Here is a 15,891-nt window from a genome sequence, read left to right as displayed (position 1 = left end):
CTGCGCCGCCTGGGGCGCGCCGCACCAGGGTCCACATGCTGGCAGGGCGCGGCCGACTGCGGCCCGCGGTTGCGTAGAATTGTTCCCATTTGCATCACAGTCGCCAGGGTTCACCGGGCAGGCGGTGGATGCGCTCTCTTCGCCTTGCACCTCGCTACCGGCCGTCCCTTGCTGCCACGAATCCGCCGCGCCCTGCGCTCCACTTCACTGATCCTGTTGGCCTTGCTGCTCACGCTGCCCCTGCTGGCTGTGCTGGGGGCGTGGCTTCCCTGGGGCGAGGGCGGCGCGCAGTCCGGTGCCATCCTGCGCGCCATGGCCACCACGGTGCTGCCGGGGTACCTGTGGACCACGCTGTGGCTGGGTCTCGCCGTGGCCGTGGGCGCGGCCGTGGTGGGCACGGCCTGCGCCGCGGCGGTCACGCTGTTCGACTTCCGTGGCCGGCGCTCGCTGGAGTGGCTGCTGCTGCTGCCCCTGGCCATGCCGGCCTATGTGACGGCCTACGCCTATACCGACTTCCTGCAGTTCAGCGGCCCGCTGCAGGTCGGGCTGCGCGCCACGTTCGGCCTGGAGGGCCGCCTGCTGCCCGAGGTGCGCAGCCTGGGCGGTGCGGTGTGGGTGTTCATCTTCTCGCTCTACCCCTACGTGTACCTGCTGGCGCGCACGGCGCTGGGCGAGCGTGCGGCGCACCTCATGGAGGCGGCGCGCCTGCTGGGCGCATCGCCCGCGCGGCGCATCCGCAGCGTGGCGTTGCCGCTGGCACGCCCGGCGGTGGCCGCGGGCGTGGCGCTGGTGCTCATGGAGACGCTGGCCGACTTCGGCGTCGCGGCGTACTTCGGCATCCAGACCTTCACCACGGGCATCTACAAGGCCTGGCTGTCCATGGACGACCGGCTTGCCGCGGCGCAGCTCGCCACCGTGCTGCTGGTGCTGGTGGTGCTGCTGCTGCAGCTGGAGCTGCGCGCGCAGCGGCGCATGCGCTTTGCCACGGGCGGCGTGGGCCACGCCGGCTCGACCGAGGCGCAGCCCACGCGGCTGCACGGTGCAAGCGCCGTGGCGGCGTGGCTGGTGTGCGCCCTGCCAGTACTGATGGGCTTCGTGGCGCCGGTGCTGTTCATGCTGCGGCCGCTGGCGGCCGACTGGTCGGTGCTGCCCTGGTCGCGTTTCATCGAATGGGCGGGCAACAGTGTGCGGCTGGGGGGCATTACGGCCGTGCTAGCCGTGGGCATTGCCCTGGTGCTGGCGTTTGCCGTGCGCCGCCGGCGCGATGCGCTCACGCGTGGCGTGGTGCAGCTGGTCAGCCTGGGCTACGCCGTGCCCGGTGCGGTGATCGTCGTGGGTCTGCTGCTGCCCGTGGGCTGGATGCAGGCCGCGGCGCCCGGCTGGGGGCTGCCCGCGATCATCACCGCCACGGCCGTGGGCATCGTCTGGGCCTACCTGGTGCGTTTTTGCGCGGTAGCGCTGCAGTCGGTGCAAAGCGGCTACGCGCGCGTCTCGCCCAGCCTGGACGACTCGGCGCGCATGCTGGGCGTGGGCAGCCTGGGCGTGCTCACGCGCGTGCATTGGCCGCTGCTCAAGCGCTCCACCGCGGCGGCGGCGCTGCTGGTGTTTGTGGACGTGATGAAGGAGCTGCCGGCCACCATGGTGCTGCGCCCCTTCAACAGCGACACCCTGGCCGTGGTGGCCTACCAGCTGGCCCGCGACGAGCGCCTGGGCGAGGCCGCGCTGCCCTCGCTGGCGCTGGTGGCCGTGGGGCTGGTGCCGGTGATCCTGCTGAGCCGCACGCTGCGCGCGTCGTCGCGCTGACCCGGCGCCGCCTCATTGGACACCGAGGCGGCCCGGTACGGCCCAGCGTGGCGGCCTACACTGCGCGCATGACCCCTGCCGACATCACCATCTACCACAACGCCCGCTGCAGCAATTCGCGCGGCGCCTTGGCGCTGCTGCGCGAGCGCGGCATCGAGCCCACCGTCGTGGACTATCTCGCCCAGCCGCTGGATGCCGTCCAGCTCACCGCCTTGGTGGCGCGCCTGGGCGTGCCCGTGCGCGAAGTCATGCGCACCAAGGAGGCCGCCTACACCGCGCTGGAACTGGCCGACCCGGGCCGCACCGATGCCGAGCTCATCGCCGCCATCGCCGCGCACCCGGTGCTGCTCAACCGCCCCATCGTCGTGACGCCGCGCGGTGCCCTGCTGTGCCGCCCGCCCGAGCGGGTGCTGGAGTTGCTCTGATACCGGGCCATCGGAATTTCGGGTATTTCGGTTAAATTGGCCTGTAACGCTTATTTTTCAAGCGCCAATAGCTATTAAATAAATAGCAAAAAGACCCATTTCCCTGGCGCCGCGCCGCTTTCCTACAGTCGCGCGCGGCGCCGGGCCGATATGCTGGGCGGCATGCTGCCTGTTCCGGGCCGTGGGAGAGCGCCATGACACCACCCGTACCGCCAGAAGAATGCGCCCCGCATGCGGGGCCCATGCATGCGGTCGCTGGCCGTGCGGCCGCGGCGCGCGCTGTGCAGCAATGGTCGTCGGCGGGCCCTCGCCGCGTGCTCCACCCCCGCGCATGATCCGCGTGGCCGTGCTCTCGGGCCTGGGCCACGCGATCTTCGTGGCCGTCGGGCTGCTGGTGTACGTGATGGGCACGCGCATCGGCCACCAGCGCCGCCACCCCTCGGCCGCCATGGGCTGGGTGCTGGGCATCGTTACGTTTCCCTATCTGGTCGTACCGCTGTTCCTCTTGTTCGGCACGCGCAAGTTCGCGCGGCCCGCGCGCCGCCCGCACGGCCCGCCGCTGGAGGCAACGGAAGGGCCGCCCTGGGCCACGCGGCTGCTGGCCAGCCTGGAGCTGGCGCCCGCCGTGCGCAATGCGCAGGTGGTGCTGCATGCCGACGGCACGCAGGCGCTGCAGGGGCTGCTGGCCACCATTGCGTCGGCCCGCCACCGGCTGGACCTGTGCACCTACGTGTTTGCCTACGACGAGGTGGGGCGCGAGGTGGCGCGCGCGCTGCTGGACTGCGTGCACCGCGGCGTGCGCGTGCGCCTGCTGGTGGACGCCTTGGGCAGCATGCGCACGCCGCCCGGCATGCTGCGCGCGCTGCGGCGCCAGGGCCTGCAGGTGCGCCGCTTCATGCCGCTGCTGCACAACCCGCTGCACGGGCGCACCAACCTGCGCAACCACCGCAAGCTGGTCGTGGCCGACGGCGAGCGGCTGTGGAGCGGCGGACGCAACCTGGCCTGCGAGTACTTCATCGACCGGCCGGGCCACCCCGCCTGGGCGGACTTGAGCTACGAGGTCCATGGCCCGCTGGCCGCGCAGGCGCAGGCCCAGTTCGCCACCGACTGGCGTGTGGCGCGCGGCCTGGTGCTGCGCCGCCGCCGCAAGGCACGGAGCACCGCCGCGCCGGCGCAGCCCGCGCCGCCTGCCCACGGCCCGTTGGCGCAGTGGCTGCCCAGCGGCCCCGACCATGCCGACGACACCGTGCATGCGCTGCTGCTGGCGGCTGCCTACCATGCCCAGCGGCGCATCGTGGCCGTCACGCCGTACTTCGTGCCCGACGACGCGCTGCTGGACGCCTGGTGCCTGGCCTGCCGGCGCGGCGTGCAGGTCAGCGTGGTGGTGCCGGCGCGCTCCAACCACCGCCTGGCGGACCTGGCCCGCGAGCGCGCGCTGCGCCAGCTGGCCGCCGCGGGTGCGCGGGTATGGCTGTCCCCGGCCATGGTGCATGCCAAGGCGGTGCTCATCGACGACGAACTGGCTCTCGTCGGCTCGCTCAACCTGGACGCGCGCAGCCTGTTCCTGAACTACGAGGCCATGACCGTGTTCTACGGCCTGCAGGAACTGCACTGGCTGGCGCAGTGGAGCGACCAGCTGCTGGCCAGCGCGCGCCCCTACCACGCGCGTGCGCCCTCCTGGCTGCGCGACGTCATCGAAGGCGTGGTGCGCTCGGTGGGCTTTCAGCTCTAGGGGGCTGCCGCGCCCGTGCAGGGCGAAGGGTAGGCCGGTGCGTTCGCTGTTGGGCGGCGCGGCGGTGATGGGTAGTCGTGGTGCCCGGGTTGCCCGGCACAGGTGCGCCGCACGTCCCTTCGGACCCATGGGGCGTGGGATGCGCGATCGGGGCCGTGCAGTGATGCGATGGCGCCCTCGTCCGACACGCCTGCGGCCGGCTGGCGGGCACGCCCGCAGCCACCGCCACACTACAACGGGGATATCGGGCGCACGCAGCGTGCGTCCACCACTGTTTTAAGGAGTGCGCCATGAACGCCACCGATCCGCGATTTCCCCAAAACCCACCCATCGACCCCGACCTGGCCGAACAGGCACGACCCGGCCACGGCGTGCCGTCGCAAGACCCCGAGCCGCAGGCACAGCAGCCCCTGCCGCCCGAAGACCAGGAGCGTGAATCCAAATCGGTGCTGATGGGCGGCGGCGCGATGGCGGGCGCAGCTGCCGGCGCGGCCGTAGGCGCTGCCACGGCGGGGCCGGTGGGCGTCTTTGTGGGCACCCTGGCGGGCAGTGTGGCGGGGGCGCTGGGCGGCGCTGCGGCGGGCCGGCTGGTGGACACCGACCCCACGGCACCGGAAACCGACCCCAAGGCTGGGACGGACGGCGAGCGCTAGATCCTGCGCCGGCATCTGCCCGGAAAGTGGTCCCTCCGACAGGAATCGAACCTGTATCTAGCGCTTAGGAGGCGCTCGTTCTATCCATTGAACTACGGAGAGAGGGGTTATGCATTGTAGCTGCTTGCCTCTGCGTTAGTTGGCTGCCACTCATCTAACATCGCCATGTATCATCGCGCCCGTGATACGGATTTGATACCGTATCAACTGATACAGGGGTGGTCGTGGCCAGCATCATCAAGATCGGCCAGCGCTGGCGTGCGCTGGTGCGGCGCAAGGGGTTTCCATCGTACTGCAAGACTTTTGCGGCGAAGGCTGATGCCGAGGCCTGGGCGCGGCAGATCGAAGGGGACATTGACCGCGGCCAGGCCCCGCGTGCGGCCGCGGTTGTGGGGCGCGTGGTAACGGTGGCGGACCTGATTGACGCCTACCGAAGGATGCGCGCCGCCTCGCGGCCGGTGGCTGATACGTCCAGTGAGCACTACGTGCTGCGCACGCTGGCGCGGGACTTGGGCGCGCACGATGCCACGCGCATGACGCCCGATGACCTGGTGGGCTACGCCCGCGCGCGAGCCGAGGATGGGGCCGGGCCCTACACGGTGAACATGGAGCTGTCCAAGCTGGGAACGGTGATGCGCTATGCGGCGCTGGCGCTCAAGGTGAAGGTGCCCGATGTGGTGGCCGAGGCGCGCCCATTGCTGGCCCATCTGGCGCTGGTGGGCGGTGGTGGCAAGCGCGAGCGGCGGCCGACGGAAGATGAGTTGCACCACCTGCTGCAGCGGCTGGCGTCAGACTTCGGCGCGGTGTACGCGGATGCAGTGCGGTTTGCCGTGCTGACGGCCATGCGCCGTGGTGAGATCGTGAAGCTGGTGCGTGACGACGTGGATCGCGCGAAAAAGCTGATCCTGGTGCGCGATCGCAAGGACCCGCGCGCGAAGAAGGGCAATGATCAGTGGGTTCCGCTGCTGGGTGATGCGCTGGGCATCATCGACCGGCAGCCGCGCGCGGATGGCGATGGGCGCATCTTCCCGGTGCACCCGCAGACGCTCAGCAAATATTTCAAGGCCGCATGCAATGCGCTGGGCATCGTGGATCTGCATTTTCACGACCTCCGCCACGAGGGCACAAGCCGACTGTTTGAGCAGGGCTTCGCGGTGCAGGAAGTGGCGCTGGTGACTGGGCACAAGAGCTGGACGCATTTGAAACGCTATACGAACCTGCGGCCAGAATCGTTGCACACGCGCACGCCAGTGCAGCCCAAAAAGGCGGCGCGCAAGACCGCCAAGGGTGCTACTGGCGGCTAGTGTCCGCGGTGCTGCAGGGCCTGTGCGCGGCAGTTGTCAAGGTAGGCGGCCACGTCGCGGTAGTCCGCCCAGCGCTTGCCGCCGTCGACGTATGTGGGGATGCCGAACTTCCCGTCGCTGATCTGATTGAGCACCGCGCCGCGGGTGATGCCCAGCACCGTGGCGAGCTGGTCGGTGCCAAGGCGGGGGCCGTACTTGTCTGCGATCAGCACCTGGGTGAGCAGGCTTGTTGTGGGTAGTGCGCTCATGCCACGGCCCTCCCATAGATCAACGCCTCATGCGCGAAGTTGGCTCGCACCAGGGCCTCGGCCACGGGCGGGCAGACGCTGTTGCCGCACATGCGCACCTGGGCGGTGGTGCTCAAATGGGTGCGCGGCAGCTCCAGCGGGTGGGCGGCCTGGTGGCCGTCGGCGAACAGGCGCGCGGGGTCGGGTATCTGGTCGATCACGTAGTGGTCGGGGAAGCCTTGGGCCTTGTACAGCTCGCGGGGTTTGAGCATGCGCAGGGTGATGTCCACCAGCACCCACCACTGGCCCGCGTGGTGCATCAGCACCAGATCGGCGGGCTGGGCAAAGTGCTCGGGCAGGTGGGTGTGCAGCAGTTCGGCGCACTGGCGGGCGCGCTCGCGGTGCTCGGACGCGATGGTGTCGGCGGGTACCTGCTCGGCCTGCACCAGGCCCATGCGGGCCTTGGTGGGCAGGGTGTGCATGGGTTCGTCCATGGCCTGCCACTGGCCGCCGTTGCTGTAGTACTTGACGGCGTAGGCTGTCACCAGGCGCTGCTGCGCGCCGCTGCTGGTGATGGTGCTGGCCGGATCATCGGCGCGGCGGCCGTCGCCGTCGTAGAAACCGCCGTTGGCTTGCTCAAGAAAGGCCGACACCAGCGCGCTGGGCGGGTTGCTGGCGGTGCAGGTGCCCAGGGGTGTGCGCAGGTCGCGCACGCCGTGGCTCCAGCGCTTGGTGCCGCAGCTGCCTTCGCCGTGGCCCATGTCCACCAAAGTGGCGGCCACCACGCCTTGCTTGATGCCGCCGGCCACTGCCGTGCCCAGGGGCTTCTCGATGGGCTGCGTGCGGGCGTCCTGGCCGGGGCGTTCGCCGTAGCCGATGGTGACCAAGTGCGCGGCGGTCAGCGCGTGGTGCGTTCCGCCGGCGGATACCGTCCCTGCGGGCGTTTCAACGCTGCGGCCTCCTAGATGAGCTTCGGTTGTGCCACGCAATGGCGAGAGGATGGGCGCCACTGCGGAAAAGTGGCCGCCCTTCACCTGTGCGCACTGCGTGCGCAGTGGTTCGTCCGCCGTCATGGTGCGCTGGTTGCTGCTGTTGGCGTGCTCTGTCAGGAACGGCGCCAGCACCGGCTGGCCCAGCATATGGTGATTACCGGTGGTAATGGTCGGCAGGGGTTGGTCGGCGGCGGCGCCGGGGTGGCCGCTGGTGTTTGTAACGATGAACGGCGACGCACTCGCCAGCACATGCCGCCACAGTCCCTTCGCCACGCGCCGCTGCGTGTTCACCGCCAGTGGCCGGGCGCGGCCGAAGATGCTGGCGCCCTCGATGCTCCAGTCGATGCACTCTGCGGCCGTGCGGTGCGGGGCCAGCTCGCCGGCCAGCACGCGGCGGTCGGTGGGCTCTGCGTGGGTTTGTTCGGGCCAGGTGATGGGCAGGCCGTCGCGCCGCGCGATCAAGAAAAGGCGCTTGCGGATGGTGGGCGTGCCGTAGTCGCTGGCGCGCAGCTCGCGCCAGTCCACCGTGTAGCCGTGCTGGCGCAGCTGGCGCACGAAAGACTCGAAGGTCTTGCCGCGGCGCGCCGGGCAGGGGCGGGCGTGGCCGTCGACGCCCACCACCAGCGGGCCCCAGGTCTTGAACTCTTCCACGTTCTCCAGCATCAGCACGCGCGGCTTGCACAGCGCCACCCAGCGCATGCCCACCCAGGCCAGGCCGCGGATGTGCTTGGCTACGGGCGTGCCGCCCTTGGCCTTGCTGAAGTGCTTGCAGTCGGGCGACAGCCACACCAGCGCCACGGGCTGGTTGCCAGTGACCTTGATCGGGTCCACGCTCCACACGCTCTCGCACAGGTGCAGCGTGTGCGGGTGGTTCATGGCGTGCATGGCCAGCGCCTCGGGGTCGTGGTTGATGGCGATGTCCACCGGGCGGCCGAAGGCGGCCTCCAGGCCGGTGCTGGTGCCGCCGCCGCCGGCAAAGTTGTCGATGATGAGCTCGCCGGGAAAGGCGAGTGGCAGGGTGAAGGCGTCGCGCTTCATGCCGCACCCCTCCCACCCATCCGCGCACGCTTCACTTCCTGCTTGAGCCGCGCTGCGGTGCCCTTGCCGTAGATCTGGTCGGCAACGATGTCGCGGGCCTTGCTCATTTGCAGCGGGCTGCTGGCGTCGATGATGGCTTCGCAGGCGTCCAGGCTGTCCAGCACCTGCAGCATGCCGGGGCCGTCGAAGCCGAAGCGGCCCAGGCGGTTGTAGCGCTCTTTGCAGCGGCCCATGGCGTCCTGGGCGCGCTCCAGCATGTCGGCCAGGGTGTCGTCTATCTCCAGCGCGCGCACCTTGCACATGTTGAGGGTCATCGCCAGGTGGTCGAAGTCGTCGGTGTCGGTGGTGCCGGCGCGCAGGCGGTCGAAGCACGTGCGCATCTTGACGTGCTCGCCCGCGATCTCCGCGGGGTCGTGCGGCGCGGCGTTAAAAAGTTTGCGCAGCGGCGCGGCCGGGTCCACGGCGGTGGTGCGGGCGGGCTTGCGCTGCATGCGCGCCATTGCGCGGAGTTGGGCGCGGCGCTGGGCGCGGCCGTCGGGCAGGGTGGCGAAGGGGGTGCTCATTGCGGGGCCTTTACGGTGTACCCATGGGCGCGCAGTAGCTTGGCGGCGGCGGCCAGGCGCGCTGCGTGGGCCTTGGCGTTGGGGGTGTCGTTCCAGTGGTAGGTGCCGTCGCGCAGCTGCACGCAGCCGTTGGCGATGTCGCGCTGCAGCAGGGCGTACACATGAGACGGGTTGGTGATGCCGGTGTGCGCGGCGAGAACGGCGGCGGTCATGCCGCCCTGTTCGCGCAGCAGCGCGCGCATGTGGTCCACGCGGGTGCGGCGCGGTGCGCCGGTCGGGGCGAGGGCGGCGGCCATGGCGGCCATGGGGCAGGTCATACGGTGGCCTCCAGGCGCTTGAACTCGACTGCCCACACCCAGGGGTTCACATCCCAGCTTCCAGCGCCGTTGATCTGTTCCCATAGGTCGCGGTAGGCCTGCACCGGGCTGTAGATGCTGGTGGGAGGCTTACCGTGGTGGTCTGGGTGCACGTTGACACCCTCGGCGAGCGCGTCGGCTTTGCTGATGTCCTGCAGGCGCTCCACGCGCACGCCGGTGACCACCAGCGTGATGCGGCTGGCCCAGCGGGGCATGTGGATGCTGGGCTTCCATGGGCCATATGCATACAGATCTGGGGTGATGCCGTCGGCCATGTACGCCACGTCTTCGGGTCGGCGGGCGGGTGGTTCGGTGTTGTCGCGGTACAGGTGACAAAACGACTCTCGCACCCACAGCCGGTCGCCGGCCGCGCCATAGGGGCACCGTATCTCGCGTCCAACAGGTGCCACGTCTTCATCAATCGGCACCAGGGGCGCCGGTGATCCATCGCGCAGTTTCACGCCTGGGCCGCCGACGAACCCGGTGGGCTGCGGCTTCATCACCCGCCGCGTCTGCGTCTTTGTGCCAGCCAGCAGCGCGCGCACCATGGCGCCGCTGAAAAGGATGGGGCGTTCTTTCATGCGGCGGACCCTCCGTCCAGCTTGCCCACCAGCGCGTGATACCGCTCCAGAAACGCATCGCGCCACTCCGTCCAGTGCCGCTGCTCGCGCCACATGCTGGTCAGGCTGTAGCCATCGGCGGCGGGCACCTGCTGGCCGGGGGTGTCGATGACGGGCCAGGGGGCATTGACGGCAGGGTCGTAGGGCAGCAGCTCGCGGCGCTCAGTGGCCAGGGCCACCAGGTCGCAGTGGTGCACCAGCTGGCGGTAGGCGACGAAGGCCGAGAACAGGCGGAAGTGCCGGCGCAGGGTGAGTGCGTGGGGGTTCTCGAATGCGGCCCAGGCTTCGCGCAGGTGCCACTTGACCGGGCTGGCCATGTCGCCGGTGATGGCTTCGTGCGCGTCGTGCATCAGGCAGCACAGTTGCACCAGCGGCGTGTGGCCCGCGTCTGCGGCCAGGTCGGCGCACAGCAGGCTGTGCTCTGCCACGCTGTACGGGCGGCGCGTGGCGCCGGTGTAGCGGTTGATCTGCGCGAGCTGGTGGGCCAGCGATTCAATGGTGTACTGCGCCTGCGCGGCGTAGGGGCCGGACAGGTGCTGTTCGGCGCCGTTGGAGAGGACTAGCCAGGTCATGGGGTGCCGCCTTCCTTGGCCTGGGCGCGGGCGGCGGCGATGGCGGCGAGCAGCGTTGCGCCCGATACCGTTCGGTCGCAGTAGCCCATCTCAATATCCCAGCGGATCGCGCCCTTGGCGTGACCGACCCGGCATCGCTCGAACACGACGCGGCCGTAGTGCTCGATCAGCTCATACAGCGCATCTTCCTGTGCTGCAGGCGCTGCCTGGGTGGTGGGCGTGGCGCGCCAGCGAGACAGAGCGGTGCGAATCAGCTCATCGGCGTGATAGTCATAGATCACCCGCTTTGAGTTTTCGCCAACTGTCACATGCGACGCGAACTCAGAAACAAGTTCTTCGATCTCTTCATCGCTCGGCCCCGCCACAGCGGCAGGCGCTGCCTGCATGGCTTTGGTGGCGAGGTCGGCAATACGTTCGGGCATCGAGAGCCAGTGCCCATCATCGTTGCGAATAAGCGCGTCGGCATTGTCAAGTGCGTCTTCAACGGCCTGCAACAGGGCTCTCGGGTCTGTCCGCTCATTCACCGGCAGTGCGGCAGGCGCTGCCACTACCAGCGGATCGCCCATCCCAGCGGCATAGGCATCGCGGGCGCGCTGCTTCATCGGCTGATGCACAGGTGCATTCAGAAGATAGTCGCTGTACCAACTCTCAAATGCACTGTCAGCTACATGCAGTTCTGGCGTGCTGTCGATATAGGCAGGCGCTGCCTGTGCCCGCACGGCGCGGTCGCGGCGCTTGCGGAACTCGTAGATGCCGCTGCGCATTGCACTGAATGCCTCGCTTACGGCTTCCTGAGCCTGCTCCAGCGCGGATTCATCGAAGGCATCGCCATCCTCGTCATGCTGGGCGTTGAGTGTGTTGATCGCGGAAAGCAAGCGCTCTGCATCCTGCGCCATGTATTCGGCGTGCTCGATGGCATAGTCCTGCGGTGTGCGGCTAGTTCCATCGCCCCGCGCCGGCTCCGCAATCTGATGCAGGCACTCCCGCCGGCGCAGCGGCTCCACGCCGCCGGCGCCGATGCTTGCGGCCCACTGCTCCAGGCGGTGGGCGGCGGTGATGTGTTCGATGTACGCGCTGTGGGTGTCGGGCTCGTTCTTCCAGTCCGGCACGCCGTTCACGCTGACGCCTTCGGCGTACTCTTGTGCCGCTTCACGCAACAGGCGGCAGGCGTTGCCGACCGGGTCGTCGTGTGGCGCGGGTTGGGCGGGTGGGCCGGGGTAGAGCGCGATGAGCGGCTGGCCGAATCCTTCGGCGAAGGCGCGCACTTCGGCGTGGTCGGTGGACCAGAGGCGCACGTTGCCGTTGTCCGCGAACACGGCCCACGCTGCCGGGTGTTGTTGGGTGCTCATGGGGTGCTTTCAGGGCTGGGTGATGGGGTTGCCTTGCATGTCCGTCACGCGGCCGTCGCGGTAGTGCAGGCGGTCGTTCATGCGGCTGGGCAGGGCCAGGGCGTCGGCCGCGCCGGGGCGGGCGTAGCTGGACAGCTCGGCGCCCGCGTAGGTGCCGGTGCTGGTGCTGTTGCAGATAGGCATGTCGCTGTGCTGGCGACGCACGCGGGCGGCGCGCTGTATGCGGGCGTAGTCGGCCGCGCTGCGCTCCAGCTCGGCGCCGCGGGCGCGGCGTTGGCGCTCGGGTGAGTGCAGGCCGGCGGCGCGCGGCACGGGCACGGGGCGGGTGTGCAGGTGGCCCGGCAGCATGGTGGTGCGGTTCATTGCGCGTCCACCTCGCGCTGCTGCTGCGCGGCATACGCCTTGGCGGCGGCTTCGCCCTCCAGCGCGGCGTAGGCTGCGCCGTCCAGGGCGTCGTCGGGGTTGAACAGGCCGTTGCGCGCCGTGGTGGCTGCGCGCACCATCTTGAGGGTCTTCATGAAGGCCCAGCCCTGGCGCTCGGTGAGCTGCGTGCCCTCGATGGCATTGAACGCGGCCACGGTGGCGGCCATGCTGCGCTCTTGCCCCTGGCCGCTGTCGCGCTGCTGGCCGCGGGTGGTGATGGTGCTGGACGCCATGGCCAGCAGGTCGTGCGCGTGCAGGGGTGCAGGCGTGGCTGGCGCGGGCGCCACCGTGGCAGCCGGCCAGGTCGTTTTGCGTGTGCTGGCGGTAGCGGGCGGGACGAGGACGGGCTTGCGCTTGGGTGTGGTCATGGTGCTGCTGTGGTGGTGGGTTGTTGGAGCATCACGCCGCGGCGTGCTGCTGCTGGTGCTCTTGATTCGATAGCTGCTCGCGCTGATGGGGTAAGCGCTTGGGGCAGATTTCGATGGAGACTGCCCGCGCCCGCAGCTCGGGCATGGGCGGGTAGGTGTTGGTGCCGGGGAATACGCGGATGTGCTCCAGCTGGCAGCGCACGATGGCGCCGGGCTGCAGGTCGGCCTGGTGGGCGTGCCAGAAGTCCCGCGCCTGCGGGCCTGTCCAGGCCACGCGCCAGGCCTCTTTCTTGTTGGCGCCCAGGTTGTCCACCAGCAGCAGCTGCAGGCGGAAGTCGCCGCTGGGCGCGGCGTCCACCACGGGCTTGGACTTGCCCAGGTACATGATTCCGTTGGCGTTCATGTGGCCTCCTGCGGTGCTGCTGGGTTGATGGCGGCTGGCGCTTACGGCTTGCCGATCAGCACCGTGTAGCCGCTCTTTTCGCGGACGGTGTTCACGTAGCCGGTGAAGGCGTCTTCGATGGCGCGCTCGGGGCGCTCCAGCTCGTACCAAAACTTGACGCCGCCCGATGCCAGCCGGTACTTGAGGCGAGCTGTCAGCTTGTAGCCGTCGCCGTTCTTGAAGATGCGCAGACCCAGGGTGAATGTCTGCGGGATCTTTAGCGAGCCGTCAGCGCCGGCCTTGGCGTCGATCACCTCGTTGTAGGTGAGCTGGACCTGCCCGTCCTGCAAGCGGCGGGCGCTGCTGAAGTTGATGCCTGTGGCGGCCTGGATGGTGGTGGCCACGTTCAACAGAGTCTGTGCGTCCTGACCGTTCAAGTCGGTGAAGTTGTCCTCGATGAATTCCGAGAACTCAGCCTGGCCCATGGGCTTTCCGTTGTGCTCCAGCCATTTCTTGCACTCGGGCGTGAGCTGGGCGGTGAAGTGCGCGCGGTGATCGCGCCAGCCGGGAGTGAGGGAGTCGCGTTGGTCGTTGAAAACGGCGGTGATGGTGCGCGCATCGGGGTCGGCGTAGATGTAGCCGTAAAGCATGGCGCCCTGGTCATTGCAGTAGGCCAGCAGGCTGTCCACATCGCCCAGCATCACGGTGCCTTGGGCGCGATTGCGCTGTGGCGCGGCCTTCTCGATCAGCGACGTAACGTCCTGCAGGGTGTAGCCTTCGGGCAGCACTGCGAGGGTGGCGTCGCCGTGTTGGCGGAAGTTGAGGGTGCCGGCCACGCTAGCGGCCATTTGCTCGGCGATCTGCAGCGCCTCGCATTCGTTTGCAATGGTGCCAATGGCGCCGAGGGTGTTGGTTGTTTCGCTCACATGGCCTCCTTGAGTTGAGCGGGTGCGGTTGTGGTCGCAACCTCTCGCAGCTCCAGCGACTGCTGGCGCGGGTGGTTGCGGGTGGTCTCGCCGTCTTCGGTGAGGTAGAAAAAGTCGGTGGGTGTCTCGGGCTTGGGCAGGGCCAGCGTGCGGTCCACCGTCACGTTCACGCGGTCGATGTCGCCGCCGCTGGTGTTGCGCACGGCGGGCACCACCTTGACGGTGACGGTCAGCTTTCCGGCTCGGCCGGTGATCTGCACCGTGCGGAACAGCTCGGCCATGTCGGCGCTGAGCGCGGCATGGGTGCTGCCTTCGTTGATCTCATTGAGCAGGTGGGCAAAGGACTTCATGGCTTTCCTGTGGTTGAAGAAATTGATAGCTGCCAGCGCTTGCCCATCAAGGGCGCGGCGCGGTGATGACGATGACTGCCAGCGCCGCCAGGCACGCCAGCACCACGGCCACGTGGCCCAGCACGCCCAGGCCGAAGCCCTCGGGCTCGGGCGGGGTGTGGGTGGCCAGGGTCCAGCGGCGGCCGTGGTCGTCTGCGCGGTGACGCCGTGGGTTGCGCGCCGTGGGGCGGTGGGTGTGCGTGTGCAGGCCGGCGTGCGCGCCCTCGGGCAGGTGGCAGGCCTGTGGGCAGGGGCAGGGCGTGCGGCCCTGGCGGGCACTGGTTGGCGATGCAGGCGGGGTGGCTCATCGGGCAACCCCTGCCAGCACGGCCAGGGCCATTCCGATGACGATGCCCACGGCGGTGCCGGCCCACCAGCCTTGCGCCCAGGCGACGGCGGCTGGGCCTTCGGCCTCGGGCAGCGGCGTGGGCCTGGGCTGGCGGGTGCGCAGGCTGCGCAGCAATTGGCCGGCGGTCATTGCGCACCCCGCGGGTGGTAGCGGCAGGCGCTGGCGCCGGCCAGGCCGTACAGCTCGATGGCCTGGGCGATGGCGCTGGCCGCGCCGGTGGCGGCGATCAGCAGGCGCAGGGCGCCGGATTTGACGAGGTAGGTGTGCATGGCTCAGCCTTTCGTGAGGGGCGCAGGCGTTGCGGGGGTGGTTGTCTGCCCGGCTGCGCGCCACGCGGCGCGGCGGCGTGCGCCGTCGAACGCGATGGCGATCTGCACGGCGTGGTGCGCGGCTGCGCGGGCAACGCACTCGGCCACGGCGGCGCGGGCCTGGTCGCAGAGGGTGTCGAGGCGGGCGGGGGTCATGCCGCACCGCCTTCGCTGGCGCGCGCCAGTACGGCGGCGGGCAGGGTGTCGATGTCGTGGGCAGCGTCCAGAAGCGAGGCGGCGGCGCTGCGCAGCTCGGCGGGGGTCATGCGCAGCGTGATGTCGGCGCGTGACATCAGGCCGATGCGCAGGCTCACTTCGGCCAGGTCTTCCTCGCCATCGCGGTAGACCGAGAGTTTGCCCTTTTCGCGGTCCGTTGCGGCGATGATGTCTTCGGGCAGGTAGTTCCCGCAGGGGATGCCAAAGCGGCGCTGCTTGCTGAATTTCCCCTCGCTTACGTGGGCCGGGCGCGGGGTGTGGGTGAAGACGCTGGGGGAGGCGGTTGCGACGGTGGTTGCTGGCGCCGGGGCGCTGGCGTCAAAAGGATTGAAGGACTCAAGGGGTAATTTGCGGACGGCAACAGCCGAGCCCTCGGAGCTCTTGTGGTTGGTGATCTGCTTGCCGCCGCTGAAGTTGCAATCCCAGGCGTAGGAGGTGTCTTCCTCGTCTTCCTTGCTGGACCAGCACCAGTCCTGCGGCAGTGCGTCGCGGCAGTTGGCGAGGAGCAGGGATTGCTCTTGCGGGGTGGGCAGCTCGCCGCCCACGCTGGCGGCCCAGTCCTTGGCCTGCTGCCAGGTCGTGCGCTGGCCGGGGCGGGCGTCCAGCAGGAAGAGGTGGTGCGCGGGGCGGCCCTCGGGGGTGAGGGGGGTGCCGGCGTAGCGGGGGGTGGGTGGTGGCTGCATCTCTTACTCCTAAACTATGGTTTGAATTAAACCATGGTTTTAGAGAGGCTGCAACTATAGTTTTTTTGTTCACGCCACAATGTCTGCAGGAGGCAGTGCAATGCAGGACGTGATGAGGGGGGTTGCTATCGGCGCTTGGGCTTTAGTTGGGTGTGCGGTGAACGCTCAGGTGCGCTGCACCATGCCCAATGGGGTAGTAATTGAGCAGCGGCT

General features: G+C 69.2%; 21 protein-coding genes and 1 tRNA gene. 5 read left to right on the top strand and 17 right to left on the bottom strand.

What is annotated here, in order from left to right; genetic code table 11:
* The first annotated feature begins 168 nt into the window (after nucleotides 1–168).
* The 4 genes from AC1PPL_RS12775 to AC1PPL_RS12760 all read left to right on the top strand — a co-directional run bounded on the left by AC1PPL_RS12775 (nucleotide 169) and on the right by AC1PPL_RS12760 (nucleotide 4,613).
* A complete protein-coding gene (locus tag AC1PPL_RS12775; RefSeq protein ID WP_083766778.1) occupies nucleotides 169–1,803 on the top strand; it encodes an ABC transporter permease in 1,635 nt (544 codons plus the stop codon).
* A gap of 68 nt (nucleotides 1,804–1,871) precedes the next feature.
* Nucleotides 1,872–2,228: an arsenate reductase (glutaredoxin) gene (gene arsC / locus AC1PPL_RS12770; protein ID WP_479973443.1), complete on the top strand. Its 357-nt coding sequence runs from the start codon at nucleotides 1,872–1,874 to the stop codon at nucleotides 2,226–2,228.
* A 331-nt stretch (nucleotides 2,229–2,559) separates the two neighbouring features.
* Nucleotides 2,560–3,960 (top strand): phospholipase D-like domain-containing protein, encoded by a 1,401-nt coding sequence (locus tag AC1PPL_RS12765; protein ID WP_479973442.1) that lies wholly within the window; start codon nucleotides 2,560–2,562, stop codon nucleotides 3,958–3,960.
* 290 nt (nucleotides 3,961–4,250) lie between these two features.
* Nucleotides 4,251–4,613 carry a hypothetical protein gene (locus AC1PPL_RS12760; RefSeq protein ID WP_287744294.1) on the top strand — a complete coding sequence of 121 codons (363 nt, stop codon included), beginning with the start codon at nucleotides 4,251–4,253 and terminating at the stop codon, nucleotides 4,611–4,613.
* 27 nt (nucleotides 4,614–4,640) lie between these two features.
* On the opposite strand, the gene AC1PPL_RS12755 is transcribed toward AC1PPL_RS12760, so the two are convergent.
* A tRNA-Arg gene (locus AC1PPL_RS12755) sits at nucleotides 4,641–4,715 on the bottom strand.
* A gap of 122 nt (nucleotides 4,716–4,837) precedes the next feature.
* Here AC1PPL_RS12755 and AC1PPL_RS12750 point away from each other — a divergent pair.
* On the top strand, nucleotides 4,838–5,917 hold the full coding sequence (locus AC1PPL_RS12750; protein WP_479973441.1) for a tyrosine-type recombinase/integrase: 1,080 nt from the start codon (nucleotides 4,838–4,840) through the stop codon (nucleotides 5,915–5,917).
* Here AC1PPL_RS12750 and AC1PPL_RS12745 read toward each other — a convergent pair.
* The 16 genes from AC1PPL_RS12745 to AC1PPL_RS12670 all read right to left on the bottom strand — a co-directional run bounded on the left by AC1PPL_RS12745 (nucleotide 5,914) and on the right by AC1PPL_RS12670 (nucleotide 15,678).
* Nucleotides 5,914–6,165: a hypothetical protein gene (locus AC1PPL_RS12745; protein ID WP_479973440.1), complete on the bottom strand. Its 252-nt coding sequence runs from the start codon at nucleotides 6,163–6,165 to the stop codon at nucleotides 5,914–5,916. The genes AC1PPL_RS12750 and AC1PPL_RS12745 overlap by 4 nt on opposite strands.
* Complete coding sequence (locus AC1PPL_RS12740) at nucleotides 6,162–8,174, bottom strand: DNA cytosine methyltransferase (protein ID WP_479973439.1); 2,013 nt, start codon at nucleotides 8,172–8,174, stop codon at nucleotides 6,162–6,164. The genes AC1PPL_RS12745 and AC1PPL_RS12740 overlap by 4 nt, the downstream gene beginning before the upstream one ends.
* Nucleotides 8,171–8,737 (bottom strand): hypothetical protein, encoded by a 567-nt coding sequence (locus AC1PPL_RS12735; RefSeq protein ID WP_479973438.1) that lies wholly within the window; start codon nucleotides 8,735–8,737, stop codon nucleotides 8,171–8,173. The genes AC1PPL_RS12740 and AC1PPL_RS12735 overlap by 4 nt, the downstream gene beginning before the upstream one ends.
* Nucleotides 8,734–9,054: a hypothetical protein gene (locus tag AC1PPL_RS12730; protein ID WP_479973437.1), complete on the bottom strand. Its 321-nt coding sequence runs from the start codon at nucleotides 9,052–9,054 to the stop codon at nucleotides 8,734–8,736. Before AC1PPL_RS12730 ends, AC1PPL_RS12735 begins: the two co-directional genes overlap by 4 nt.
* The gene (locus tag AC1PPL_RS12725; protein WP_479973436.1) at nucleotides 9,051–9,674 is read right to left on the bottom strand and encodes a hypothetical protein; all 624 of its coding nucleotides are present in this window, start codon (nucleotides 9,672–9,674) and stop codon (nucleotides 9,051–9,053) included. The genes AC1PPL_RS12730 and AC1PPL_RS12725 overlap by 4 nt, the downstream gene beginning before the upstream one ends.
* Nucleotides 9,671–10,285 carry a hypothetical protein gene (locus tag AC1PPL_RS12720; protein WP_479973435.1) on the bottom strand — a complete coding sequence of 205 codons (615 nt, stop codon included), beginning with the start codon at nucleotides 10,283–10,285 and terminating at the stop codon, nucleotides 9,671–9,673. The genes AC1PPL_RS12725 and AC1PPL_RS12720 overlap by 4 nt, the downstream gene beginning before the upstream one ends.
* Entirely contained in the window at nucleotides 10,282–11,634 is a 1,353-nt protein-coding gene (locus tag AC1PPL_RS12715) for a hypothetical protein (protein ID WP_479973434.1), read from the bottom strand. The genes AC1PPL_RS12720 and AC1PPL_RS12715 overlap by 4 nt, the downstream gene beginning before the upstream one ends.
* Before the next feature lie 9 nt (nucleotides 11,635–11,643).
* Nucleotides 11,644–11,997: a hypothetical protein gene (locus AC1PPL_RS12710; RefSeq protein ID WP_287804126.1), complete on the bottom strand. Its 354-nt coding sequence runs from the start codon at nucleotides 11,995–11,997 to the stop codon at nucleotides 11,644–11,646.
* A complete protein-coding gene (locus tag AC1PPL_RS12705; protein WP_479973433.1) occupies nucleotides 11,994–12,425 on the bottom strand; it encodes a hypothetical protein in 432 nt (143 codons plus the stop codon). Before AC1PPL_RS12705 ends, AC1PPL_RS12710 begins: the two co-directional genes overlap by 4 nt.
* A gap of 31 nt (nucleotides 12,426–12,456) precedes the next feature.
* Nucleotides 12,457–12,828 (bottom strand): hypothetical protein, encoded by a 372-nt coding sequence (locus AC1PPL_RS12700; protein WP_287804129.1) that lies wholly within the window; start codon nucleotides 12,826–12,828, stop codon nucleotides 12,457–12,459.
* Nucleotides 12,829–12,869: 41 nt separating this feature from the next.
* Nucleotides 12,870–13,733 carry a DUF2303 family protein gene (locus AC1PPL_RS12695; protein WP_479973432.1) on the bottom strand — a complete coding sequence of 288 codons (864 nt, stop codon included), beginning with the start codon at nucleotides 13,731–13,733 and terminating at the stop codon, nucleotides 12,870–12,872.
* Nucleotides 13,730–14,083 carry a hypothetical protein gene (locus AC1PPL_RS12690; RefSeq protein WP_479973431.1) on the bottom strand — a complete coding sequence of 118 codons (354 nt, stop codon included), beginning with the start codon at nucleotides 14,081–14,083 and terminating at the stop codon, nucleotides 13,730–13,732. The genes AC1PPL_RS12695 and AC1PPL_RS12690 overlap by 4 nt, the downstream gene beginning before the upstream one ends.
* Before the next feature lie 343 nt (nucleotides 14,084–14,426).
* A complete protein-coding gene (locus tag AC1PPL_RS12685) occupies nucleotides 14,427–14,600 on the bottom strand; it encodes a hypothetical protein (protein WP_479973430.1) in 174 nt (57 codons plus the stop codon).
* A complete protein-coding gene (locus tag AC1PPL_RS12680) occupies nucleotides 14,597–14,740 on the bottom strand; it encodes a hypothetical protein (protein ID WP_479973429.1) in 144 nt (47 codons plus the stop codon). The genes AC1PPL_RS12685 and AC1PPL_RS12680 overlap by 4 nt, the downstream gene beginning before the upstream one ends.
* Before the next feature lie 3 nt (nucleotides 14,741–14,743).
* A complete protein-coding gene (locus AC1PPL_RS12675) occupies nucleotides 14,744–14,935 on the bottom strand; it encodes a hypothetical protein (RefSeq protein ID WP_479973428.1) in 192 nt (63 codons plus the stop codon).
* On the bottom strand, nucleotides 14,932–15,678 hold the full coding sequence (locus AC1PPL_RS12670; RefSeq protein WP_479973427.1) for an Lcl C-terminal domain-containing protein: 747 nt from the start codon (nucleotides 15,676–15,678) through the stop codon (nucleotides 14,932–14,934). Before AC1PPL_RS12670 ends, AC1PPL_RS12675 begins: the two co-directional genes overlap by 4 nt.
* Nucleotides 15,679–15,891: the final 213 nt, after the last annotated feature.

It is taken from the genome of Diaphorobacter sp. B2A2W2 (genome assembly GCF_056730635.1).
This window is presented reverse-complemented; position numbering and strand designations above follow the sequence as displayed.